Origin of the sequence: Duganella sp. Root336D2 (genome assembly GCF_001425005.1) — a bacterium.
In the GTDB taxonomy this organism is placed as follows: domain Bacteria; phylum Pseudomonadota; class Gammaproteobacteria; order Burkholderiales; family Burkholderiaceae_D; genus Rugamonas.
The window spans coordinates 340310-364273 of record NZ_LMDB01000001.1 but is presented as its reverse complement, the minus strand read 5'-3'; the positions used below and the strand labels follow the sequence as shown (position 1 = coordinate 364273).

General features: G+C 62.7%; 14 protein-coding genes and 1 pseudogene. 11 read left to right on the top strand and 4 right to left on the bottom strand.

The genetic code is table 11. The features are described from left to right. Window positions 1–5: 5 nt before the first annotated feature. From ASD07_RS32000 to ASD07_RS01360, 3 genes and pseudogenes are all read right to left on the bottom strand, one after another. Window positions 6–992 (bottom strand): annotated as a pseudogene (locus tag ASD07_RS32000) (beta-L-arabinofuranosidase domain-containing protein); the annotation flags it as partial. 380 nt (window positions 993–1372) lie between these two features. Continuing rightward, entirely contained in the window at window positions 1373–4012 is a 2640-nt protein-coding gene (locus ASD07_RS01365) for a discoidin domain-containing protein (RefSeq protein WP_055924047.1), read from the bottom strand. A 120-nt stretch (window positions 4013–4132) separates the two neighbouring features. Beyond that, entirely contained in the window at window positions 4133–6364 is a 2232-nt protein-coding gene (locus ASD07_RS01360) for a family 1 glycosylhydrolase (protein ID WP_055924044.1), read from the bottom strand. A gap of 118 nt (window positions 6365–6482) precedes the next feature. On the opposite strand from ASD07_RS01360, the gene ASD07_RS01355 reads away from it, so the two are divergent. The 8 genes from ASD07_RS01355 (at window position 6483) to ASD07_RS01320 (ending at window position 17433) form a co-directional block, all read left to right on the top strand. Further along, window positions 6483–7574 carry a mechanosensitive ion channel family protein gene (locus ASD07_RS01355; RefSeq protein ID WP_055924041.1) on the top strand — a complete coding sequence of 364 codons (1092 nt, stop codon included), beginning with the start codon at window positions 6483–6485 and terminating at the stop codon, window positions 7572–7574. A gap of 199 nt (window positions 7575–7773) precedes the next feature. Continuing rightward, window positions 7774–9528, top strand: coding sequence for a glycoside hydrolase family 2 protein (locus tag ASD07_RS01350; protein WP_055924038.1), 1755 nt, complete (start codon window positions 7774–7776; stop codon window positions 9526–9528). 48 nt (window positions 9529–9576) lie between these two features. Beyond that, window positions 9577–12192: an FAD-dependent oxidoreductase gene (locus ASD07_RS01345; protein ID WP_055924036.1), complete on the top strand. Its 2616-nt coding sequence runs from the start codon at window positions 9577–9579 to the stop codon at window positions 12190–12192. A gap of 68 nt (window positions 12193–12260) precedes the next feature. After that, window positions 12261–13409 carry a galactonate dehydratase gene (dgoD, locus tag ASD07_RS01340; protein ID WP_055924034.1) on the top strand — a complete coding sequence of 383 codons (1149 nt, stop codon included), beginning with the start codon at window positions 12261–12263 and terminating at the stop codon, window positions 13407–13409. Continuing rightward, complete coding sequence (locus ASD07_RS01335; protein ID WP_055924031.1) at window positions 13403–14299, top strand: 2-dehydro-3-deoxygalactonokinase; 897 nt, start codon at window positions 13403–13405, stop codon at window positions 14297–14299. Before dgoD ends, ASD07_RS01335 begins: the two co-directional genes overlap by 7 nt. A gap of 52 nt (window positions 14300–14351) precedes the next feature. After that, the gene (locus tag ASD07_RS01330; RefSeq protein WP_055924027.1) at window positions 14352–15419 is read left to right on the top strand and encodes an aldose epimerase family protein; all 1068 of its coding nucleotides are present in this window, start codon (window positions 14352–14354) and stop codon (window positions 15417–15419) included. Next, entirely contained in the window at window positions 15403–16257 is an 855-nt protein-coding gene (locus ASD07_RS01325; protein WP_229207017.1) for an SMP-30/gluconolactonase/LRE family protein, read from the top strand. The genes ASD07_RS01330 and ASD07_RS01325 overlap by 17 nt, the downstream gene beginning before the upstream one ends. 15 nt (window positions 16258–16272) lie before the next feature. Then, on the top strand, window positions 16273–17433 hold the full coding sequence (locus ASD07_RS01320; protein WP_055924020.1) for a zinc-dependent alcohol dehydrogenase: 1161 nt from the start codon (window positions 16273–16275) through the stop codon (window positions 17431–17433). A gap of 59 nt (window positions 17434–17492) precedes the next feature. On the opposite strand, the gene ASD07_RS01315 is transcribed toward ASD07_RS01320, so the two are convergent. Beyond that, window positions 17493–18914 carry an efflux transporter outer membrane subunit gene (locus ASD07_RS01315; RefSeq protein ID WP_055924016.1) on the bottom strand — a complete coding sequence of 474 codons (1422 nt, stop codon included), beginning with the start codon at window positions 18912–18914 and terminating at the stop codon, window positions 17493–17495. Between the two features lie 92 nt (window positions 18915–19006). Between ASD07_RS01315 and ASD07_RS01310 the strand changes: the two genes are divergently transcribed. The 3 genes from ASD07_RS01310 (at window position 19007) to ASD07_RS01300 (ending at window position 23954) form a co-directional block, all read left to right on the top strand. After that, window positions 19007–19624 (top strand): TetR/AcrR family transcriptional regulator, encoded by a 618-nt coding sequence (locus tag ASD07_RS01310; protein ID WP_055925217.1) that lies wholly within the window; start codon window positions 19007–19009, stop codon window positions 19622–19624. Between the two features lie 95 nt (window positions 19625–19719). Next, on the top strand, window positions 19720–20832 hold the full coding sequence (locus tag ASD07_RS01305; protein ID WP_055924013.1) for an efflux RND transporter periplasmic adaptor subunit: 1113 nt from the start codon (window positions 19720–19722) through the stop codon (window positions 20830–20832). Further along, complete coding sequence (locus tag ASD07_RS01300) at window positions 20829–23954, top strand: efflux RND transporter permease subunit (protein ID WP_055924010.1); 3126 nt, start codon at window positions 20829–20831, stop codon at window positions 23952–23954. The genes ASD07_RS01305 and ASD07_RS01300 overlap by 4 nt, the downstream gene beginning before the upstream one ends. Window positions 23955–23964: the final 10 nt, after the last annotated feature.

Here is a 23964-nt window from a genome sequence, read left to right as displayed (position 1 = left end):
TCGAACCATTCGTTAAATGAGTTGCCTCCGTTGGTGAACGAATGCTTGTGCACAACCAGCCGCCAGAAATTTTCGGAGGCCTTCAGTTCCAGCGGGTTGCCATTGGCGTTAGCACAGTTTGCCAAGCCCACTGCTTGCGCGACGTGCGTATTGGCGTGTACGCCGCCCAGCCGATCTTCGCCCGCGGCAAGCGGGCCGACAAACCATGCGCGATTGAACCTACGGGCGGCGGCGAGATGCCGGGGATCGTTGTCGATTTTGAAGAGTTCCGCCAGAACGTCACTCATCGCACCAAATTCGTTTTGCGGATTGCGGCTGCCGTCCGTGCGGAACAACCTGTCAATCTGTGCGGCATCAAGCGCTGCGAGCCGCTTCCCAAAGTAGTCTGCCATCCGGCTAGCTACCTTGAGCGCCTGCTGGTTCCCGACATAGGCATGGGCGTCGAGGAGGCCCGACATAATCTTCTGGACCGTGTAATAAGGCACCAAGATGCCCTCCGCATCGGCCCCAGGCTTACCTTCAAGCTGGTCAAATGCAGCTGTGGGAAAAGCCGCCAGGTAACCATCCAGATCCAGGCTGCCCTGGCATTTGGAGAGCTCACCCACCAGGTAGTTCACCCGGTCGCGAAACAGCGTGCTGCCGGTAGCCGCCGCCATGCGCGAAGCGGCGGACAAATAGTGCCCCGTCATGTGCCCGCGCAGAAAACCACTATCCCAACCGTCATAGCCGCTTGCGATGCCTTCTTTTTGGGGAAGTTTGGCCAGGGCGCGATAGGGATAAAGTAACTTGTCGGGATCATAAGAGGCCAGCACTCCTTTGCGCTGCAGCTCCTGCCGTATGTAAAACGGACTTCCCGGCAGCAAGCGCACCTGGGTCGCGAGGAAGGCGTGCGCCGCATCAACAGGAACAGGGGCCGGCACGGAAGGTACAAGTTGGCCAAGGTCGCGGGCGGCGCAATGCGCCGGCAGCGCCGCGAGCGTGGCTTTGAGCATCGATCGCCGGGTGAAGGACATTGGAACGCCTTTCGTGAAATGGGATTGCCAAGGTGGGAATTACTCTTCTGCCAGGCTCCGGGATAGTGCTGTATGGGGATGAGGGCGCGAGTGCGGCTATTTTTGCGACGCGATGCGCGATAAGGCAATTATGAAAATTGCCGGTGGCGAGAACGATTTTGCTCGAGCGTTTAACGTTCCGCCAAACGCTGTTCGCCAGAAATCAAACCGCGGATGTGATTTGCACTGCCTGCGCCCAAAGAAAGCACGCGATTTCACCTTGGGTGGTGACCCGCATGCAGGGCAGTGTGGGGGGGCAGCCCGGCAATGCAATCGTTAACTTTCATTAACGACTTACAAGGCCGGGCCGCACGCGGTTTTCACTGCGGCTTGGACGCGAACAGACCGAATTCCGCGAGGTCGGTAAAGGTGGCGTCGCCGTTATTGGCCGTGATGTTGAGCCGGTAGTAGCGATAGGCACCGGGCCGGGAGACAGGGTAGTTCTTCGGCGCGAAGCGTCGGCCGAACACCTGATTGCTTTGCGCGTCGAGTGTTTGCCAGGCCACGCCGTCGTTGGAACCCTGGAGCTCCCAGTCCTTCGGATCGCGCGGAACCTGGTCGTTGGAACTGATGACGGTGTAGCTCTGGACTGTCTCCGTATGCCCGAGGTCATATTGCAGCCAACCCTGCACACCTTTGTAGAACCATTGCGTCGCCGAGTTATGGTCGAAGGCGCGCTTGGCGTTGTCGGCATTGTTCGCACTGTCGTTGGCAGTGCCGCCGGCGGCGACATTGACCATCGGGTGGAACGGTGTGGCCGAGTCCTCGGGGGAATCGGCGCCAACGCCGGCGGAGTTTGCCGCTGCGACGGTGTAGTAGTAGGAGGTGCCGTTGGCCACCGATTTGTCCGTGTAGCTGCCGCCCTTGACATCTGTTGCGATGGCAGTATAGGGGCCGCCGCTGGACTTGGCGCGCTTGACCACGTAGCGCGTAGCGCCGGATGAGCGCTGCCAGCGCAGGGGAACAGCGCCATCGCCCGGCGAGGCCAGCAGCGCTGCCGGCGCTGCCGGGATCACGCTCGGGGCATTGCCGTCTCCTCCAGTGATCTGCACGTTGCTGAAGATCGAGCTGTTAGGTGTGCCGTTGACCGTCGAAGAGACTACCAGGCCTGCGTAGATGGTATTCGGCAGGGGGCCGTCAATCCGGCCGACGTCGGTGGCGGCCCAGTTGGTGCCATCCGGAGACAGGTAGCCGGTGATGACGTTGCCGATGCGCTCGAGCTTGACCCAATAGGAGGCCGCAGTGTTCGCAATAGGAAGGACTTTGTTCGCGTAATTGCTGCCGCCATAGGCTGTAAGATTCCGCATATTCTGCTCGGCGGCGCCGCGACTGGCGATGGCCATCCACGCACGCGGGGCGCCTTGGTCAAGGCTGGTGCGGATCATCACCCCCGCCTTTGCAGACGGGCCGGTGTTCTGGACCGATTCAACCTTGGCGATGATGGCGCCGTCGCCGACCAGAGCCTTGTAGGCGAAGTAGCAACTGTCGTTAGTGCCCCAAATCTCTGCTCCGCCGCCCGTCACAGTCCATTTGCCGGCGGCATAGCTGGCGGACCCGCTTGGGATGGCGCCGCCGAGGTCAATGCTGCTCAAACCCGTTGTCAGCGAGGCGGTCGATGGAATGGCAAGCTGTGGCGCCGGCGCCGCGACGGAGGTGTCGGCGTCCTTCAAGAACATGAAGCTGTTGCCGTCCACCGGCATCCAGAGGCGCCGTTGTGCGATAAATGGTGCCTGCACGCCCTTGCGGATGGCGTAGGCGGCATGGATCTGGTTGAGCAGGACGTTACCGCCACCCCAGCCGTCCCAGCCGCGGTTGGTTCCGTCAGCGATGTAATAGGCATCGGTGGTGCCAAACGGGAGTGCAGTGGTCGGCACGAGTTCGTTGACCCGCGCGAAATATTCACCAGCTGCCAGCAGCCGGTCGTCGAAATCGGAATAGATGTCGATGCCTTGCTTCCAGAGTGCCTCGGCGAGCATGATCAGCGATTTGAGCTGCCCATGGAAGTGGCCCTGGTCGCGCAGGGAGTCGCCGAGCATGCCGATATCGTTGGAATTGCGCAGTCCGATGTGGGCCAGCGTGCGCACCTGGTACACAACCTTGTCCACCGCCGCTGCATCGTCGTTGAAGATGGACATCAAACCGAGGGCAACCATTGCCAATGCGCCCTTGTTGGCGGCGCCAAACTGGTTTTCGCCATAGGGGTTCGATGCCGGGATCAGGACATTCTTGAAGTATTTCTTCATTGTGGCAGTGTCGGCTTCCGTCCAGCCCGGCCACGTGCCGCGCAGGATGTCGGCACCGCCCACGAACATATAGGCGTAGTCGCCCAGGTCGAGCATGGACTCGCGGCCGGAAAACTCGACCTGGGTAGTCGCCCAGGCCATGAGGATCTGGCGCGCCTTCTTTGCGTATTCGTCGTTGCCGGTGAAATGCCACATGCGCGAGAGATTCCAGACCGCCATCATGTCGCTGCGCCATGCCCATAGATTCACGTCGGGCGCGCGACCGACTGTCGCGTACGGCCCCTGCATGGCATAGGTGAGCTTGGACCTGCCTTCGTTTGCCAGCTGCTCGTAGGCGGACTTCCATGGTTGCCGGCCCTGGTCGACGTAGGCCTTGAGCGTGTTGAGGTCAGAACGGGTGAGCGGGGCGCCGGGGTGGTTGAAAACGCGGGCCGCCGTGCCGCCGCCAGGCGTGCCGCCAGCGCCGGGCGTCGTGTCAGCCCCGGTCGTGGTGCCAGTGCCGGGAGCGCCGCCGGTGTCAGGCGCGCCGCCAGCGCCAGGCGTGCTGCCAGTGCCAGGCGTGCTGCCAGTGCCGTTTGCAGCCGGTGTGTTGCGGGTGTTGCTGCTGTTGTCTGGTGCAGTCGTACTGGTGGCTTCTTCGAAGCCGCCGCCACAGCCCGCGGCGAGACTCGCTGCGAAAATCGACAGGGCGATCGTTCGCATCTTATAATTTTTCATGCCATCCTTCCAACGATTAATGTTGCCTGGCGGCAATTGTCGGTGCGACAGCCTGTCTTGGCAATTATGAATATTCCCAACTGGCATAATGAAATTGACCAGGGCGGTCAAGGCGCCAGGTCAGCTGCCGCCGTAGTGAGCCTTCTGCGCAGCGCCCGATTCGCGCAGGCTGTTGGCGGCGAGTACGTAGCGCGCGAGGGCGTCATCCAGCGTCGGCATCAGGATGCCGCGTTCGCTGCCCAGAGCCGAGAAGCGCGGCTGTGCGGCGTGGCCGTCGAAGGTAACGGCTGCGCAGGCTTCCAGTTCGTCTGTGCCGACGTCGGCCATCAGGCAGACGCGCTGCGCCAGCTGGTGCCAACTGAGCGCTTCGCCGTTGGACAGATGCCAGATGCCGCTTTCCTGGTCGATCAGGAGATCGAGGCAGGTCTGGACCAGGTCCGGTACATACGTGGGTGAGACGATCACGTCGTCGGCTGCGGCGAAGCGCTCGCCGGCGGCCAGCGCCTGCAGCGCGTTTGTTACAAAGTTGTGGCGGTCCCATGGTCCGAAGAAGGCGCTGGTGCGCACAACAAGTGTGCCGGGGTGGATGGACAGCATGCGTTGCTCGGCCTCCGCCTTGCTGCGCCCATAGACATTCAGCGGCGCTGTACGATCGCTTTCCACGTAGGGCGCGCCCTTGCCGCCGTCGAACACCAGGTCGCTGGAAAATCCAAGCAGGCGCAAGGCGTGGCGCGCACAGGCGACGGCCAGCACGGCCGCACCGTGTGTATTTTCGCGCAGGCAGCGGGCTTGCTCCTGCTCGGCCTGGTGTACACGCACATAGCCGCCGGCATTGATGATGGCCCAGGGCTGGTAGAGCCGGATGGCTGCCTCCACCGAAGCTGGATCGGCAATGTCCATCTCCTGGCGCGTCAGGACGCGGTACGACAGGTTGCGTTGCTCGCAGATGCGCGCAAACGCCGATCCCAGCGTGCCGGTGGCGCCGCTGATCAGGATCGGCTGTGCGGGGCGCTGCGGGACCTGGCGTTCGGCTGGCAGGGCTGCCAGGCTGGTGCTGCTGGCCGCCGGCGGGCAGAGAAAACGGCCGGGGCGGCGCCACCAGCCGGCGCCTTGCAAGACCGGGCTCGATAGCGGGCGGCCGGTGGCCAGCTCGCGCATCATTGTGGCCAAGGCGGTAGGGCGCGGAAGCGGTGCGCGCAGGTCGAAGGCGCCCGTTTCGTAATACCCGCTGCACTCGGTTACCAGGCAATTCCAATCGAAAGAACCCAGCAGCGACCATACCGTCACGGCGCGCACGTCCGCGCCGCGCCGGCTTGCTTCCTCGGCCGCGTTCCACACTTCGAGCAGCCAGCGCAGCTGGTCTTCCCGGTTGGCGTCGATATGGGCTTCGGTCACGGCCATTGGCAGCTTGTAGCGTTCCCATACTTCGTCGAGCAGCGGTCCAATGCCTGGCGTGGGAACGGCCAGGGCACGCGCTGTTTCGATGTCGGCAAAACCGTCTGCGCCTACGTAGCGCTGCGGATAGCGCTCGGCGCGGTGATCGAGCCAGCGTTCGCTGGTGATGTAGTAGTTCAAGCCGATGATGTCGGGCGGGCACGGGTTCTCGCTGAACCACAGCAGCTCTTGCGCGCTGAGTCCGCCGCGTTCGGTGAGGTAGGGCCACAAGGCATGTTCCTGGTTGACGCGCCCGCACAGCAGGTCCCAGGCCAGCCAGCGGCGATCATTATAGAAGTCCGCCCAGTCGGACAGCTCTGGCGTGCTATAAGTCTTACCGAGGTCATCGGTCTGGATCAGCTTGGCGTGCGGATTGACGGCACGGATGGCGCGCATCGCCAGCACGGTGCCTTGGCATTGATGGAGCAGGGCGCGCAGGAAAGTCTTGTCGTCGCGCCCGTGCGGATACCACAGTCCGTAGAGGCCGCAAAAGCGTGCCGTCGTCAAGGGTTCGTTGACGGGCGTGTAGTACTGGATCCAGGGATAGCGCTGCGCCACCGCGCCCGCGTAGCCGGCCAGCTGCTCGGCGAAGGCCGGATCCACCAGGCTGGTATGCAAGGGGCCACTGCCGTGATGCACCAGGCCCACAATCGGGGTGACACCCAGCGCCTGCAAGACCGGCAATCGCTTGTCCGGCTGGGTCCAGTCGGCACTGGCCAGGCCATTCGGCGCCACCCGCTCCCACAGCACGGGGTAGCGTAGCGCGCGAATACCCAGCGCCGCAAAGCGGTCCAGGTCGTCCTCGCGCCGGTCGTGGCCGTTGCGCTCAATCTGGCTGAAGTATTGGTCGGCTACGCGGTTGACGGTGCCTTCCAGTCCGCCCCACAGTTCTACGGTGGTTGGCTTGTTTGTTGACATTGTTCTGGGCTTGCGAGTCGAGGTGGCGAAAGTATCCCGAACTTTTCCACTGGCTGGCGCAACCTTGCCGGTAGTCATGCGTGCGCAGTCACCGGCCCCGCTTCGCTACACTGCGCGGATGCGTTATACCTTTCTCGGAAATTCGGTCGAAGAATGGGGCACGGCGCTGGCCGTGATGGCAGCGGCGGCGGCCGTGCTGTACCTGGTGAAATGCCTGGCTGTGCGGCGCCTGGCGGTGATCGCCGCATATACCCATACGGCGATTGACGATTGGCTGGTGCGCGCGCTGCGCAAGACCTGGTTGCTGACCATAGCGGTGGGCGGGGCGTGGCTGGGGAGCCAGATGCTCGACTTGCCGCCGAAGCAGCAGACCTGGATGTGGCGCATCACGGCCACCACCCTGCTGCTGCAGGGCGGAGTCTGGGCCGACAGCCTGCTGCGCTCGTGGCGCGGCCATTACCGTGCGCGCGACGAGAAAGGCGCCTCTGCCACCTCCGCTGCGATCATCGACTTCGTATTGCGCCTGGTGGTCTGGGTCGTCTTTACCCTCATGGTACTGGACAACCTGGGCTTCAATATCACGACGCTGGTGGCCAGCCTCGGCATCAGCGGCATCGCAGTGGCGCTGGCGGTGCAGAACATCCTGGGCGACCTGTTTGCCTCGCTTTCCATCGTGCTGGACAAACCCTTCGTCGTCGGCGACTTCATCATTGTGGACGACAAGCTGGGCACGGTTGAATACATCGGCTTGAAGACCACGCGCTTGCGCGGCCTGGGCGGCGACCAGATCATTTTTTCCAACGGCGACATCCTGAAGGCCCGCATCCTGAACCAGACGCGCATGCACACGCGGCGTGCCGCATTCATCCTGCGGGTGCGTCACGGTACGGCGGAACAGCAGTTGCGCGAGATTCCGCGGCTACTGAAGGACGCCGTGCTGGCCCAGGAGCAGACGGCGACCTTCGAACGCTCGCATTTTTCGGGCCTTGGCGAGTGGTCGTTCGACTTCGAAACCGTCTACTGGATCAAGTCGCCCGACTACTTCGTCTTCATGGACACCCAGCAGGCAATCTACCTGCGGGTGGTGGGCGCGCTGGCCGAGCACGGCATCGAGCTGGCCATTCCCATGCGCTTGATGATGGCGCCGGCGGCCGCTGAAATGCTGCCCGCAGCAGGACCGGAAGCGACCCGCGCCAATCCGGTCCACTGAGCAGCCGGCTGGGCGCTCAGTTCGAGGTGGACCGACGCCAGGAAGGTGTGGTCGGGATTGCACCAGCGTCGCGTTGGCTCATACGGCATCGGGCTAGCTGCCATTTTTCAAACATTTTTCCCGTTCGTATCGTGAGCGCACTGAGGTAGATGCGCTGTTACGATGGCCCAACGAAAAAACAAATCGGGCAGGGGAGAAAATGGGCCAGTTCGAATATCCAAGGCCGCAGCTGGTGCGCGAGCAATGGCAGTCCTTGAACGGCGAGTGGGACTTCGAATTTGATGACGAGCATCAATTCAGCTTGCCGTCCGACCGCATCCCATGGTCGCGACGGATCACGGTGCCGTTTGCGCCAGAATCCGTTGCAAGTGGAATCGGCGATACGGACTTCCATTCTGCATGCTGGTACCGCTGCCGTTTCACGGTTGAGGAGCGCGGGCCTCGCACCTTGCTCCACTTTGGCGCCGTGGATTACCAGGCGCGCGTGTGGATCAACAACCATATGGTTGCCGAACACGAGGGCGGCCATACATCATTCACTGCCGACATCACGGATGAACTGGTCGACGGCGAACAAACGCTGGTGGTGTATGTCGAAGACGATCCGGCCGACCTGGCCAAGCCACGGGGCAAGCAGGACTGGCAACGTGAACCGCATTCGATCTGGTATCCGCGTACGACGGGGATCTGGCAATCCGTCTGGCTGGAGAATGTCGCGGCGACCTATATCCGCCGCTTGCGCTGGACGCCCATTTTCGACGGCTATGAGCTGGGCTGCGAGGTGCTGGCCGCCGGTGACGCCTGCCCCGCACTGGCGGTTGAGGTCAAGATCTGGCAAGGTGAAAAACTGCTGGCGGCCGACCGCTACATGCTGGTTGGGCAGGAGGCCAACCGCAAGATCGCACTGTCGGACCCTGGTATTGACGATTCCCGCAACGAGATCCTGTGGAGCCCTGAACGGCCAACCTTGCTTGATGCGGAACTGACCCTGTACAGCGGCGATCGCATTCTTGATCGTGTGCGCTCGTATGCCGCCATGCGCTCGGTATCAATCAACCGCGACCGTTTCATGCTCAATGGCCGGCCCTATCAGTTGCGCCTGGTACTCGATCAGGGTTACTGGACGGACAGCCTGATGACGGCGCCTTCGGACGACGATTTGCGGCGCGATGTCGAGCTGGCCAAGGCAATGGGCTTTAACGGCGTCCGCAAGCACCAGAAGATCGAGGATCCGCGCTACCTGTATTGGGCGGACCGCCTGGGCCTGCTGGTATGGGAGGAAATGCCGTCCGCTTACGCCTTCACGGCGCGGGCCATGACGCGGCTGGTGCGTGAATGGACGGAAGCCATTGAGCGCGACTACAGCCACCCCAGCCTGATTGTCTGGGTGCCGTTCAACGAATCATGGGGCGTGCCGAATCTGACGGCGGTGCAGGCGCATCGCAATGCCGTGGAGGCACTGTACCACCTGACACGCATGCTCGACCCGACCAGGCCGGTGATCGGCAACGATGGCTGGGAGGCCTCGGCCACGGACATCCTTGGCATCCACGACTATGATCCGGACCCCGACAAGGTGCGCCAGCGCTACGAAGTCACGGACCCGGTCCGCACATTATTCGACCAGCGCCGCCCGGGTGGCCGCATCCTCACCCTGGATGGCTTTCCGCACCGCGGCCAGCCCATTGTGCTGACTGAGTTCGGCGGCATTGCGTTCGATCCGAACGCGCCGCCCCACCATACCTGGGGCTATTCGCGGCAGAACACTCCCGCAGCCTTCCTCGATCATTACCGCGCCTTGTTGAAGGTGGTGAACGAGACGGTCATGTTCAGCGGTTTTTGCTACACGCAATTTGCCGACACGTTCCAGGAAACGAATGGCCTGCTGAACGCGGACCGCACGCCGAAGGTCCCGCTGGAACAGATCAGCGCGGCGACGCGCAACCTGATGTAGCGCCAATCAATCCGGCTGGCTGACAGCCTTTGCCTCGAGGAGAGCACCATGCAAACCCTGATCGTCTTCTGCCACCTGCGCTGGGACTTTGTTTTCCAGCGTCCGCAGCACCTGCTCACGCGCCTGGCGAAGCATTACAAGGTCATGTTCGTCGAAGAGCCGGTGTACGAGGCAGGCGAGGGGCGCATGGTATTTTCGCAAGCTTCGCCTAACCTGACAGTTTGCCAGCCGCATACGCCATCCCATGCGCCAGGCTTCCATGACGACCAGCTCCCCCTCCTGCAGCCGCTGGTGGCGGAGCTGGCACCGGCTGGCGAAGAGGTGCTGGTATGGTTTTATACGCCGATGGCGCTGCCATTGCTGCAGGGCCTGCACCCTTCGCTGGTGATCTACGATTGCATGGATGAGCTGAGCGCATTCAAGAATCCGCCCAAGCAGCTGCTTCAGCGCGAGAGTGCCTTGCTCAATATTGCCGACCTGGTGTTCACGGGCGGACCGAGCTTGTATGAAGCAAAGCGAACGCGCCATGACAATGCGCATTGCTTCCCGAGCAGTGTCGAGGCGGCGCATTTTGCGCAGGCGCTTGACCGCAGCAATGGACATGCGCTTCAACGCGGCGTCCCGCATCCGCGGCTGGGATTCTTTGGTGTTATCGACGAGCGCTTCGATGCCGGCCTGATTGCCGACATCGCCGATGCGCACCCGGAATGGCAGGTGGTGCTGGTGGGGCCTGTGGTCAAGATCGATCCTGCTGCGCTGCCGCAGCGGCAGAACGTGCACTATTTCGGTCAGCAGTCCTATCAGGATCTTCCGCAATTCCTGGCCGGATGGGACGTTTGCCTGCTGTCGTTCGCATTGAACGAAGCAACGCGTTTCATCAGCCCGACCAAAGTCCTGGAGTACATGGCGGCGGAGCTGCCAATCGTCAGCACGGCGATCCGCGATGTGGAGGACCCTTACGGGACGATTGTTGCAATTGGTCGCGACCACAAGCAATTCATCGCCCATTGCGAAGCCGCGCTGGCGCAGACACCGGAGCAGACTTCCAGGATGGGCGCTTCGATGCGGGAGGTGGTGGCGCGCACCTCATGGGATGCCACAGCCGACCGCATGCAGCAACTGATTGCCGGTACACCACCAGGCGGCAAGGCCGCGCGGCTGACACGTAAAAGCGCCGGCGACAACGGGGAAGCGGGCCAAACCGATGCGCCCGGAAAGATCAATCCGCTGCGTGCATCTCCAGGTATACCGCTCTACGGCAGCATCGTTATTGGGGGCGGGCCGACTGGACTGTCGGCGGCATATCACGTAGGCACCGATAATTTGCTCCTGGAGCGAAATGGCAGCGTTGGCGGCTGGTGCCGTTCAATCCAGGACGGCGGTTTCACCTTTGATCATGCCGGGCACATCATGTTTTCCAATGACCCTTACGTGCTGGAGCTGTACGACAAACTGCTGGGCGAGAACCAGCACTGGCAGATGCGCGAAGCGTGGGTCTACAGCAAAGAGGTGTATACACGCTATCCGTTCCAGGCCTCCCTGAATGGCCTGCCACCTGAAGTCATCAAGGAATGTATCCTCGGTGCCATCGAGGCCCGCTACGGGGATGGCGCCGAGGCACCATCCTGCGCAAGCCAGCACGTGGAAGATTGTTGCGCTGATGGTGGTAGCGAAGCGGCGCGGGCCAGTGATACGGCTCGCACGGAGAAGACGCAAAGCTTCGAGGACTTTATCTACAAGGTGTGGGGCGCCGGGATCGCGAAACACTTTGCCATCCCGTATAACCGCAAGCTCTGGACGGTGCCGCTCAGTGAAATGGAAACTTCCTGGCTGGGCGGCCGCGTGCCATTGCCGAACCTCGCGGAGATTGTTGAAGGCGCGCTGCGGCCGGTGCCCAGGCCGATGGGCCCCAACGCCCGTTTTGGCTATCCGAAGCGCGGCGGCTTCCAGTCGTTGATGAATGGCTTCCTGCCCCTGATTCGCGGAAAAATTGAGCTCAATGCCGAAGTGGCGCAGGTGCTGCCAGAGGAACACCGGGTAACGCTGGCAGACGGCCGCCGATTCCAGTACGAAAAACTGGTCAGCACGATGCCATTGCCGGAACTGGTCAAACTGATTGGCGATGCAGCGCCACCGGCGGTGCGGCAGGCCGCACGGGGGCTGCGTCACATCTCGATACGTTGTGTAAATATCGGCATCGCGCGCAGTGATGTGACAGACAAGCATTGGATCTACTATCCAGAAGACACGATATTCCATCGCATCTTCGTGCAAGGCAATGCCAGCCCCGAATGCAATGCTCCGGGCGGCTTTGGCTTCACCTGCGAGATCTCATACTCACCGCTCAAGCCGCTTCCACTGGACGGCGAAGCACTGATCCAGCGCTGTATTGACGACGCCATCAAAGTCGGCTTCATCAGCGCTGACGACCAGGTGCTGGTCGCAAACCAGATTGACATGCCTGTGGCCTATGTTGTCTACGACCACCAGCGGGCCGAAAACGTAGCGACGGTGCGGACCTGGCTGGCCGGGCATGACATTCATCTGGCTGGCCGTTACAGTGAATGGGAGTACTACAACTCCGACCATGCGTTCCTTGCAGGAAAGCGGGCAGCCGAGCAGGTCACGCGAGAACATAGCCGGGTTGCCCCGCGCGCGTCATGAGGAGCGCCGACGCCGGAGAACGGCCCCATGTGTAGCGGTCAGGGATTCATCGTTGATGCGAGGTGGACATGAAGATCACACGACTGAGCACTTACCGGGTGCCGCCGCGCTGGATGTTCCTCAGGATCGACACGGACGAGGGCATTGTCGGCTGGGGCGAGCCGGTGATAGAGGGCCGTGCTCGCACCGTTGAGACCGCTGTGCAAGAGCTGGGCGAATTGCTGGTCGGGCGCGACCCGGCACGCATTAACGACATCTGGCAGGTGCTGTACCGCGGCGGATTCTATCGCGGCGGTGCGGTATTCATGAGCGCCATTGCCGGCATCGACCAGGCGTTATGGGATATCAAGGGCAAGGCGCTGGGAGTTCCGGTGTACCAGTTGCTGGGTGGGCTGGTGCGTGAGCGGATGAAGATTTACAGCTGGGTCGGCGGTGACCGGCCGGCGGAGGTCGTCGCCGGGATCCGGACCCTGCAGGCGCTAGGCCTGAATACGTTCAAAATGAATGGAACTGAAGAACTGGCAATGCTCGATAGTGCGAAGGCGGTAGACGCCGCCGTCGAACGCATCGCGGGCATCCGCTCGGTGTTCGGATACGACATCGAGTTCGGCATCGACTTCCACGGCCGTGTTGCATGGCCAATGGCGAAGCCGCTGTTGCGGGCCCTGGAACCATATCGGCCTTTGTTCGTCGAAGAGCCCGTGCTGGCGGAACAGGCCGAGTATTACCGCCGGCTGTCGGATATGACCAGCATCCCCCTGGCAGCAGGTGAGCGCATGTATTCACGGTTCGAGTTCAAGCATGTACTGGAGCAGGGCGGGCTCGCTGTCCTGCAGCCCGACCTGTCGCACGCCGGCGGCATCAGCGAGTGCCTGCGCATTGCGGCCATGGCCGAGGCCTACGACGTGGCGCTGGCACCGCACTGCCCGCTCGGCCCCGTGGCACTGGCCGCCTGTTTGCAGGTCGACTTCGTTTCCTACAACGCCGTACTGCAGGAGCAGAGCATGGGTATCCATTACAACCGGGGCGCGGAGTTGCTGGACTATGTACACAACGCCGACGACTTCCGCATGGATGGCGGCTACATCAAGCCGCTGCCATTGCCGGGTTTGGGCGTCGATATCAACCAAGAGCGGGTCATTGAGGCCAGCCGCAGCGCGCGGGATTGGCGCAATCCGCTGTGGCGCCACCCCGATGGCAGCGTGGCGGAATGGTAGCGCCAGCCTGCCTGTTGGGTATCGATTGGGGTAGCAGCAACCGTCGCGCTTATGTCGTCGGCGCCGGCGGACACTGTTTGCATAGGCATGAGGACGCCCAGGGTGCGCTCGCCGTGCAGGGGCATTTTCCTGAGTCGCTCCAGGCGCTGCGCCATCATCTCGGCATCGACGCGCAAGTTCCGGTCGTGTTGTCCGGTATGGCGGGCAGCGCCCTGGGCTGGCAGGAGGTAGCCTATTTGGACAGTAGCGTCGCGCTGAACCGCCTGCCTGAGACGCTGGTGCCGGTAAACACAGCGCCGGGCTGCTTCATCGTCCCCGGTTATTGCCACCGCGGGGATGGTTCCGTTGATGTGATGCGGGGCGAAGAGACCCAGCTACTGGGTGCCTTGGCCCTTCAGCACGGCGACGGCTGGTATGTCCTGCCAGGCACCCATAGCAAATGGGTCGAACTCCGCGAAGGCGTCATCAGGCGATTGTCGACTTACATCACGGGTGAATTGTACGCGGCCATGCGCAGCGGGGGAACGCTGGCGCCCTTGATGGGCGGTAGCGATGACCAGGCCGCGCTATGCAAAGGGGCCGACCGTGCGCAGGATGGCGAGACGCTGTCGCACACGCTGTTTGAAGCGCGGGCTCGCGTGGTGTCCGGCGATGCTGACGCTTCCGGCACCGCATCCTACGTCAGTGGCCTGCTGATCGGGGCCGAGTTCGCGGCACGCGCCGCATGCGACAGGGATGAATTGCCGCTACTGCGCCTGATCGCATCGGCCGGGCTGAATGCCCCATATCTCCAGGTTGCCCACGCGCTGGGCTACTCCACGCGGCTGATTGATCCAGACCAGGCCTATTGCGCTGCCCTGGCACGATTCGCGGAGGCGATCGCACCATGAACATCGAAGAAAGGCACTGGCGGGTGGAGCAGTTGGCCGCCTGGAGGGAAGGATGAAGCCATCCGTCTCCCAGTCTCGATTCGGCGAATTGGCCGATGGCCGGCCTGTCACCGAATTCACCCTGGATAACGGCACAGGGATGCTGCTCCGGGTGCTCGACTATGGCTGCATCATCCGGCGCTGGACACTGGCCGTATCTTCGGAAGAACCGGTCGATCTGGTATTGGGCTTTGACACAGTGCGGGAATATGAAACCGACGCAAGCTATATGGGCGCACTGGTCGGACGATTTGCCAATCGCATCGCTGGCGGACGTTTCGCCCTGGATGGCAAAGTGCATCAGTTGGGCCGAAATGAGGGCATGCACCACCTGCATGGAGGTGCTGCCGGCTTTCACAAGCAGATGTGGCAAACAGGCTTCCATGTCGAAAACGAACTGGCACGGCTCATCATGTATCGGCTGAGTCCTGCCGGGGAAGAGGGCTATCCGGGCAATCTGCTGGTGATGGTTACCTACGAGCTGCTGGCCTCGGGTGCCTTGCGTTGTACCTACCAGGCGGCATCGGACCAGGCGACGCCGGTCAGCATCAGCCAGCACAGCTACTTCAACGTTGCCGGCCGGGGCGATGTGCTGTCGCACCTGCTCTGGATCGATGCCGACCTGTATTTGCCGGTGCGTGACGACCTGATTCCCGTCGGACGTGCGGAGCCTGTGACTGGCGGCCCATTCGACTTCCGGCTTGCGCGCTGCATCGGAAGCAGCCTTGGCACCGACGACCGCCAACTGATGCTCGCGCGCGGCTATGACCACAATTTCGTTCTTGGGGCAATTCCCGGCCCGCAGGCCTGGCTGCGCGACCCGGCGTCGGGGCGCCGGCTGCGGATCTATACCGATTGTCCGGGCTTGCAGTTCTATAGCGGACAGTACCTCGATGCCTCAGCGGGTGGCCAAGGCAGGAGATTCGGACCGCATGCGGGTCTTTGCCTGGAGCCGCAGGAGTTCCCGGACGCGCCCAACCAGCCGTCATTTCCAGGCATGGTGTGCCGTCCAGGCGAACCTTGTGCAATGTCGACGCTATACGTCGTGGATGCAGGAGGAAATCATGGAACTGGTGGTTGACGCGCAAAACGCGCTGGGTGAGTGCGCGCTCTGGTGCGACCGGACGCAGCGGCTATGGTGGACCGACATTTTGGGACGCGTCTTATGCTGCTTCACGCCGTCCAGCGGAGCTGTCCAGACATGGGTGATGCCTGAACGCCTTGCCTCGTTTGCCCTGACGCACAACGATGACCGTATATTGCTTGGCCTGGAAAGGCGGCTGGCCTGGTTCAACCTGCCTGATGCGGCCATCCTGACCATCGTGGAAGTGGATGGCGGCAGTCCCGAGGTCAGGCTCAATGACGGCCGCTGCGACAGGCAGGGCCGGTTTGTATTCGGCACCATGAACGAAGCGTTGGGACGGGCGCCGATCGGCCGTTTCTACCGGCTTGGGCACGATTTGCGGCTCGAATGCCTTCCCTTGAAACCGGTGGCCATTGCGAACAGCATCTGCTTTAGCCCGGACGGCCGGCTTATGTATTTCTGCGACTCGCTGGCCGGGGTCATCTGCTGCTGCGACTACGGCGATGAGCTTTCAGGTGAGCGGGAATTCGCCTGCCTGCCCCCCGGCTGCGGTGAGCCCGATGGTTCAACCGTGGACGCCGATGGCTGCGTCTGGAATGCGGAGTGGGGCGCCGGCCGCATCGTGCGCTATCGGTCGGACGGAATTGTCGACCGCGCCATCGCTGTGCCGGTCAGCCAGCCAACGTGCCCGGCGTTTGGCGGCCCAGGGCTGGACCAGTTGTACGTCACCACTGCGCTCGTGGATCTATTGGTGCATGAGCGCGATGCCGGTGGCGTGTTCTCGGTGCGCGTGGCGGATACCGTTGGTTTGCCCGAATCGCGCTTTGGCAGCTAATTGAAGGAGGTTCATATGCGAGCGCTGGTCTATCATGGAGCCCATGATGTAAAAGTCGACACCGTCCCGGATCCTGTCATCCAGGAGCCTGATGACGTCATCCTTCAAGTAAGCGCCACCGCGATCTGCGGCTCGGACTTGCACCTCTACCGGGGCAAAGTACCGGGAATGAAGGAGGGTGACATCATGGGCCATGAATTCATGGGTACCGTGGTGGATGCCGGACCGGATGTCACGCGGTTGCAAAAGGGGGACCGGGTGGTGGTGCCTTTCGTGATCGCCTGCGGGAGCTGCTTCTTCTGCGACATGCACCTCTATTCGGCGTGTGAAACCACCAATCCGGACCGTGGCGCCATCATGAACAAGAAGTCGCTCCGTCCAGGGGCGGCATTGTTCGGTTTCAGTCACCTGTATGGCGGTGTGCCGGGAGGGCAGGCGGAATATGTGCGGGTGCCCAAAGCCAATGTCGGCCCGATCAGAATTCCGGATACGCTGGAGGACGAAAAAGTCCTGTTCCTGAGTGACATCCTGCCAACCGGCTACCAGGCGGTGTTGAACGCCGGGGTTGGCGCCGGGTCATCGCTGGCGATCTTTGGCGCCGGGCCGGTCGGACAGATGGCCGCGGCGTGCGCCCGCATGCTGGGCGTGGAAACGATCTTCATGGTGGATCACCATCCTTACCGGCTGGAGTTCGCACGCACGACCTACAACATCATTCCCGTCAATTTCGATCAGGTGGACGCAGCGGAATACATCATCGAACACACGAGCCGCCGCGGCGTTGACGCCGTGGTCGACGCCGTGGGATTCGAGGCGAAAGGTAGTGCGCTCGAAACAACGCTGGCGGCGCTCAAGCTCGAAGGGAGTAGCGGAAAAGCCCTGCGCCAGTGCATCGCCGCGGTGCGGCGAGGCGGAACCGTTAGCGTGCCGGGCGTCTACTCCGGATTCATTCACGGCTTTCTGTTTGGAGACGTGTTCGAAAAGGGCATTGGATTCAAAACTGGCCAAACCCACGTCCAGCGCCACATGCCCGAGCTGTTGACGTTCATTGAACAGGGAAAGCTCAGCCCGGATGTCATCATTTCGCACAGATTGCCGCTTCTCGAGGCCAGCGAGGGATACCGGATGTTCGATGAGAAGCGCGACGCCTGCCGTAAAGTCGTTCTTCGGCCATGAGGGCGCCAGGACTGCAAAACCATTACGGCATGGCGCCGGCATCACAGTGCAACGCGATGTCAGCCGCCCAGCGCTTTGAAGGCGGCGACAGCGGCGCGGGCCGACTCGGTTTGCGCCTGCGCCTGCGTGTCGGTGGCACGCAGCAGGTTTTCGTCCGCCTGCAGCACTTCGACCAGGCTGGCAACGCCCTGTTGGTAGGCGGCAAGCGAGGCCGCGCGTGCGCGGCCAAGCGAATTCACGCCGTCGGCCAGGATGCTGGCTTGCTGTTCACGGTTGACCAGGGTGGAGAAGGCATTCTCCACGTCCTCCATGGCATGCAGTGCTGATAAGCGGTAGGCTGCCAGCGCTTCGGCCTCGCGGCCTTTGGCCACTTCGATTTGGGCATTGATGCGGGCGAAGTCGAATAGCCGCCAGCGCAAGCCCAGTATCCCGGCAGCCTGGTTTGCGCTGCCGGAGAACAGCTTGCCTGCCGAGATGGCCGTGGCGCTGCCAAGCATTCCGCTCAGGGACAGCTTCGGATAATATTCAGCGGTTGCCGCGCCAATGCGGGCATTTGATGCCGCAAGTCGACGTTCGGCAACGACCAGGTCGGGCCGGCGCCGAAGCAGGTCGCGCGGCGACCCGGTCGCGGCGACCTGCGGTATGGCCGGAAGTACGCCGCGTGCCTCGGCCAGTTCCTGCCGGTGCGTTCCTGGAGCGCTGCCGAGCATGACGTCCATTGCATTCATGGCCGCATCCAAAGCCGCTTGCAGCACTGGCACCGTAGCCCGTACCTGCGCCAGCGCACCCTCGGTTTGCCGCATCTGCAGTTCGGCTGCCAGGCCCTGGTCGTAAAGCTGCCTTATCTTGGCCAGCAACTCCTGCTGCGTCTGAATTTGCCTGCCCGCGACGTCAAGGCGGATTTGCAGGCCCCGGATAGTCATGTAAAGGTCCGCAGTCTGGGCCGCTACGGCCAACTGCACGGCCGCCGCGCCAGCCTGGGACGCCTGGTATTCGGCAAGCGCTGCCTCGCGGTCGCGGCGCACGCCGCCAAACAAGTCCAGTTCCCAAGACGCTCCGAGACTGACATCATAGGCGCTGCCATTGCGGTCGTAGCCTGGCGTCGAACTCAGAACCTGTCCCAAAGGTGTTTCCAGCGATTGGTGGGCGCGCGTGCCCTGGGCGCTGACGCTGGCGGAGGGCAGGAGAGCCGCGTTGGCCGATGCCAGTCCGGCCTTGGCCTGGGTGATACGGGCCGCGGCCTGGCCGATGTCAAGGTTCTGGCGCAGTGCCAGGGCAACCAGGCGATTCAGGTTTGGGTCGTCAAAGCCTTCCCACCAGGCGCTGGATGGCACTGTCGCCGCGCTGCCCCGCTGTTCGATGGCCTCCTTGCTGAAATAGTGTTGGGGCAAGGGTGCGTCGGGGCGAGCGTAATCGGGGCCGACCGCGCAACCCGCTGCGAGGCCGGCAATGAGGCTGATGGAAAGGCTGGTTTTGAACATGGCTGACTTTCTGGGAAGATGATTTTGAGGTGACTGTATCATGAAATGGTCACTGGTTGTGCAAAATGGAGTCAGGCGGTAAGCTGTCGGTCATGAATAAGGCAACCGTTACCCCCAGCCCATCTCGTGGTCCTGTCGACCATGAGGTGCGTGACCAGATCGTCGCCGCGGCGAGCGAGCATTTCCGTTTGTATGGCTATGAAAAGACCACGGTCTCCGACCTGGCCAAGTCGATCGGTTTCTCCAAGGCCTATATCTACAAATTCTTTGAGTCCAAGCAGGCGATTGGCGAACAGATTTGTGCGAACTGCCTGGCTGAAATCGAGTCGGATGTCAGGGCGGCCATCGACGCGGTCGAGAAGCCGCCTGAGAAGCTGCGCCGTATGTTCAAGGCGGTTGTCGAATCGAGCCTGCGCCTGTTTTTTGAAAATCGCAAACTTTACGATATAGCAGCAGCGGCAGCCACGGGAAATTGGGAATCCACCAGCATGTATGAGCAGCGCATCCAGTCCATCTTGCAGGACATCCTGCGGCAAGGCCGCGAGACGGAAGATTTCGAACGAAAGACGCCTCTCGACGAGGCGGTGACGGCGATTTACCTGGTGATGCGGCCGTACCTGAACCCGGTCCTGTTGCAATACGGCCTGGACTCCGCGCAGGAGGCGCCGCTCCAATTGTCGAGCCTGGTGCTCCGGAGTTTGTCGCCCTGAACGAGCCGATACGGCAGAAATGTGCAAGTGACTATTGACTTAAGTGGTCACTAGTCTCAAAATGGAATCCTGTTTGCTTCCTTTTCGGGATTCCTATGCGCCGCCGCAACCTCATTTTCTCGTCTGTCGTTACCGTCCTGCCCCTTGCGCTAGCCGCTTGCGGCGAAAAACCGCCCGCCGATCCACGTACTGCTGCTCCGCTGGTGAGGGCGGTCGGGGTCGAGAGCGATGTCGCCGATGCCCGCGCATTCACCGGGACTGTCGCTGCCCGCGTGCAAAGCGACCTGGGTTTTCGTGTCGCCGGCAAGGTGACGGAGCGGCTGGTGGATACCGGCCAAGCCGTCAAGCGCGGCCAGGCGCTGATGCGTATCGATCCCTCCGACCTGAAGCTGGCAGTCAACGCCCAGCTGGAAGTCGTTGCCGCAGCACGTGCCCGGGCCCAGCAAACGGCCGACGATGAAACCCGCTACCGTGGCTTGCGCGGCACGGGCGCCATATCGGCATCAGCCTACGACCAGGCCAAGGCTGCGGCAGATGCGGCCAAAGCGCAGCTCAGCGCGGCGGAATCGCAGGCGGAATTAGCGCGCAACGCGAGCCGTTATGCGGAGCTGGTGGCCGATGCCGACGGCGTGGTTGTCGACACGCTGGCCGAGCCCGGCCAGGTCGTCAATGCAGGGCAGGCCGTTGTGCGGGTAGCGCACGCCGGCCGGCGCGAAGCCGTCATCCAGTTGCCGGAAACCCTGCGCCCGGCCGTGGGCGCCACCGCCCAGGCGAGGCTGTTCGGCAAGGAGGAACTGGCAGTGCCGGCCCGGCTGCGGCAGCTTTCCGATGCCGCCGACCGGCTGACGCGCACGTACGAGGCCCGCTATGTGCTCGAGGGCGAGCTATCGAATGCGCCGCTCGGCTCCACAGTCACCCTCCAGGTCCCGCTAGCGAACGCGCAGGGGCGGGGCGGCCTGCGGGTGCCCATTGGCGCGTTGTTCGATGCAGGTAAGGGGCCGGGTGTTTGGCTGCTGGCTGGAGAACCAGCCAAGGTCTCCTGGCGGCCGGTCGTCGTGCAGCGCCTGGACGACGATAGCGCACGTGTCGCCGGCGGTCTTAAACCGGGCGATCGCATCGTTGCCCTTGGTGCGCACCTGCTGCATGAAGGCGACCAGGTACGCGTGGCCGGCCAGGCCGCCGCAGCAACCGTGGCGGGGCTGCCATGAGCGAGGGGCGTTTCAACATGTCTGCGCTGGCCGTACGCGAGCGCTCCGTCACATTGTTCCTGATTTGCCTGATCTCCCTGGCTGGTGTCATTGCGTTCTTCAAGTTGGGACGCGCGGAAGATCCTGCCTTCACGGTCAAGGTGATGACCATCGTTACCGCCTGGCCAGGCGCCACGGCGCAGGAAATGCAGGACCAGGTCGCCGAGAAGATCGAGAAGCGCCTGCAGGAATTGCGCTGGTACGACCGCAGTGAAACCTATACCCGACCGGGCCTGGCCTTCACGACCTTGACCCTGCTCGACAGCACGCCGCCGTCTGAAGTGCAGGGAGATTTTTACCAGGCGCGCAAAAAGGTCGGCGATGAGATAAGCAACCTGCCGCCCGGCGTGATCGGCCCTCTGGTCAACGACGAATACGCGGACGTTACCTTTGCCCTGTTCGCCCTCAAGGCGAAGGGAGAGCCGCAGCGCACGCTGGTGCGCGACGCGGAGGCGCTGCGTCAGCGCCTGCTGCGCGTTCCCGGCGTGAAAAAAGTCAACATCATCGGCGAGCAGGCGGAGCGCATTTACCTTGAATTTTCGCATGAGCGGCTGGCAACGCTTGGCGTCAGCCAGCAGGATGTATTCGCGGCGCTGCAAAGCCAGAATGCCCTGACCCCGGCCGGTTCGGTGGAAACCAGGGGCCCGCAGGTGCTGGTGCGCCTGGATGGTGCCTTCGACCAGTTGCAGAAGATTCGCGACACGCCGGTGGTGGCACAGGGCCGCACGTTGAAGCTGTCCGATATCGCCACCGTCAAGCGCGGCTACGAAGACCCGGCAACGTTCATGATCCGCAACGGCGGCGAGCCGGCGCTCCTGCTGGGCATTGTGATGCGTGAGGGCTGGAATGGCCTTGACCTCGGCAAGGCGCTCGACAAGGAAGTAGGTGCGATCAATGCCGAACTGCCGCTGGGCATGGGCTTGAGCAAGATCACCGACCAGGCCGTGAATATCGGTTCGGCCGTCGATGAATTCATGCTCAAGTTCTTTGCCGCGCTGCTGGTGGTGATGGTGGTGTGCTTCGCCAGCATGGGTTGGCGGGTCGGGATCGTGGTTGCAGCCGCCGTGCCGCTGACCCTGGCGACGGTGTTCATCGTGATGGCAGCGACCGGCAAGAATTTCGACCGGATCACGCTTGGCTCGCTGATTCTCGGCCTGGGCCTGCTGGTGGACGACGCCATCATTGCCATTGAGATGATGGTGGTGAAGATGGAGGAGGGCTTCAGCCGCGTCGCTGCCTCGGCCTACGCCTGGAGCCATACGGCGGCGCCGATGCTGGCCGGCACGCTGGTGACGGCGGTAGGCTTCATGCCCAATGGCTTTGCCCGCTCTACCGCCGGCGAGTACACCAGCAATATGTTCTGGATTGTCGGCATCGCGCTGATCGCCTCATGGGTAGTGGCTGTGGTGTTTACGCCTTACCTCGGCGTCAAGCTGCTGCCCGACGTCGAGAAGGTCGCCGGCGGCCACGGGGCGCTTTACGACACGCCGCGCTATAACCGCTTCCGCCAGCTCCTGAAGCGCGTGATCGCACGCAAGTGGCTGGTGGCGGGCGCGGTGGTCGGCTTGTTTGTCGTGGCCGTATTCAGCATGGCGGTGGTGAAGAAGCAGTTCTTCCCGATCTCGGATCGTCCCGAAGTGCTGGTTGAAGTGCAGATGCCCTACGGCACGTCGATCGGCGCGACCAGCGCCGCCGCCGCAAAGGTGGAAGCCTGGCTTGCCAAGCAGGACGAGGCGAAAATCGTTACGGCCTACATCGGCCAGGGCGCGCCGCGTTTCTACCTGGCGATGGGCCCGGAACTGCCAGATCCATCGTTTGCCAAGATCGTGGTGCGCACCGATAACCAGGTGCAGCGGGAGGAGTTGAAACAGCGGCTGCGCAAGGCGGTAGCCGACGGGCTGGCGCCCGAGGCACGGGTGCGCGTCACCCAGCTTGTGTTCGGGCCATATTCGCCGTTCCCGGTGGCCTATCGCGTCTCCGGCGCCGACCCGGAAAAGCTGCGCCATATCGCTGCCGATGTACAGCAGGTGATGGGCGCCAGTGCGATGATGCGGACGGTGAATACCGACTGGGGCACCCGCACGCCATCCTTGCACTTCACCTTGCAGCAAGACCGCCTGCAGGCCATGGGCCTGACGTCAAGCGCGGTGGCGCAGCAATTGCAGTTCTTCCTGTCCGGTGTGCCGATCACCGCGGTGCGCGAGGATATCCGCACGGTGCAGGTGGTGGCCCGCTCGGCCGGCGAGGTACGCCTCGACCCGGCCAGGATCGCCGATTTCACGCTGACCGGCGCCAATGGCCAGCGCATACCTTTATCCCAGGTCGGGAAGGTCGAAGTGCTGGCGGAGGAGCCGGTGATGCGCCGGCGCGACCGCCTGCCGACGATCACGGTGCGCGGCGATATCGCCGAGGGCCTGCAGCCACCGGACGTATCTGCCGCCATCAGCCGCCAGTTGCAGCCGCTGATCGACAAGCTGCCGAGTGGCTACCGCATCGAACAGGCCGGCTCCATCGAGGAATCGGGCAAGGCGACCGTGGCGATGCTGCCGCTGTTCCCGATCATGCTGGCGATTACCCTGCTCATCATCATCTTCCAGGTGCGCTCCATTTCCGCGATGGTGATGGTGTTCCTGACCAGCCCCCTGGGTTTGATCGGGGTGGTGCCGATGCTGATCGTGTTCGGGCAGCCATTTGGCATCAATGCGCTGGTGGGCCTGATCGCGCTGTCAGGCATCCTGATGCGCAACACGCTGATTTTGATCGGGCAGATTCATGACAATACGAGGGCTGGACTCGATCCCTTCAACGCGGTGGTGGAGGCAACGGTACAGCGCGCCAGGCCGGTGATCCTGACAGCGCTGGCGGCGGTGCTGGCCTTCATCCCGCTGACCCATTCAGTGTTCTGGGGCACGCTCGCTTACACCCTGATCGGCGGCACCTTTGCGGGAACCATTCTTACGCTGGTCTTCCTGCCTGCGATGTATGCGATCTGGTTCAAGATCCAGGCTGGCGGCGATAGCGTGGAACAGCCAGAGGCGGACAGCAACGTCGCGCCGATTGCGGGGCGGCTTAGCCATCATTGAAAAGGAAATG

Coding starts and splice junctions, on each gene's coding strand:
- ASD07_RS01365 (WP_055924047.1), bottom strand. CDS start 4,012: ATGAAAAATTATAAGATGCGAACGATCGCCCTGTCGATTTTCGCAGCG.
- ASD07_RS01360 (WP_055924044.1), bottom strand. CDS start 6,364: ATGTCAACAAACAAGCCAACCACCGTAGAACTGTGGGGCGGACTGGAA.
- ASD07_RS01355 (WP_055924041.1), top strand. CDS start 6,483: ATGCGTTATACCTTTCTCGGAAATTCGGTCGAAGAATGGGGCACGGCG.
- ASD07_RS01350 (WP_055924038.1), top strand. CDS start 7,774: ATGGGCCAGTTCGAATATCCAAGGCCGCAGCTGGTGCGCGAGCAATGG.
- ASD07_RS01345 (WP_055924036.1), top strand. CDS start 9,577: ATGCAAACCCTGATCGTCTTCTGCCACCTGCGCTGGGACTTTGTTTTC.
- dgoD (WP_055924034.1), top strand. CDS start 12,261: ATGAAGATCACACGACTGAGCACTTACCGGGTGCCGCCGCGCTGGATG.
- ASD07_RS01335 (WP_055924031.1), top strand. CDS start 13,403: ATGGTAGCGCCAGCCTGCCTGTTGGGTATCGATTGGGGTAGCAGCAAC.
- ASD07_RS01330 (WP_055924027.1), top strand. CDS start 14,352: ATGAAGCCATCCGTCTCCCAGTCTCGATTCGGCGAATTGGCCGATGGC.
- ASD07_RS01325 (WP_229207017.1), top strand. CDS start 15,403: ATGGAACTGGTGGTTGACGCGCAAAACGCGCTGGGTGAGTGCGCGCTC.
- ASD07_RS01320 (WP_055924020.1), top strand. CDS start 16,273: ATGCGAGCGCTGGTCTATCATGGAGCCCATGATGTAAAAGTCGACACC.
- ASD07_RS01315 (WP_055924016.1), bottom strand. CDS start 18,914: ATGTTCAAAACCAGCCTTTCCATCAGCCTCATTGCCGGCCTCGCAGCG.
- ASD07_RS01310 (WP_055925217.1), top strand. CDS start 19,007: ATGAATAAGGCAACCGTTACCCCCAGCCCATCTCGTGGTCCTGTCGAC.
- ASD07_RS01305 (WP_055924013.1), top strand. CDS start 19,720: ATGCGCCGCCGCAACCTCATTTTCTCGTCTGTCGTTACCGTCCTGCCC.
- ASD07_RS01300 (WP_055924010.1), top strand. CDS start 20,829: ATGAGCGAGGGGCGTTTCAACATGTCTGCGCTGGCCGTACGCGAGCGC.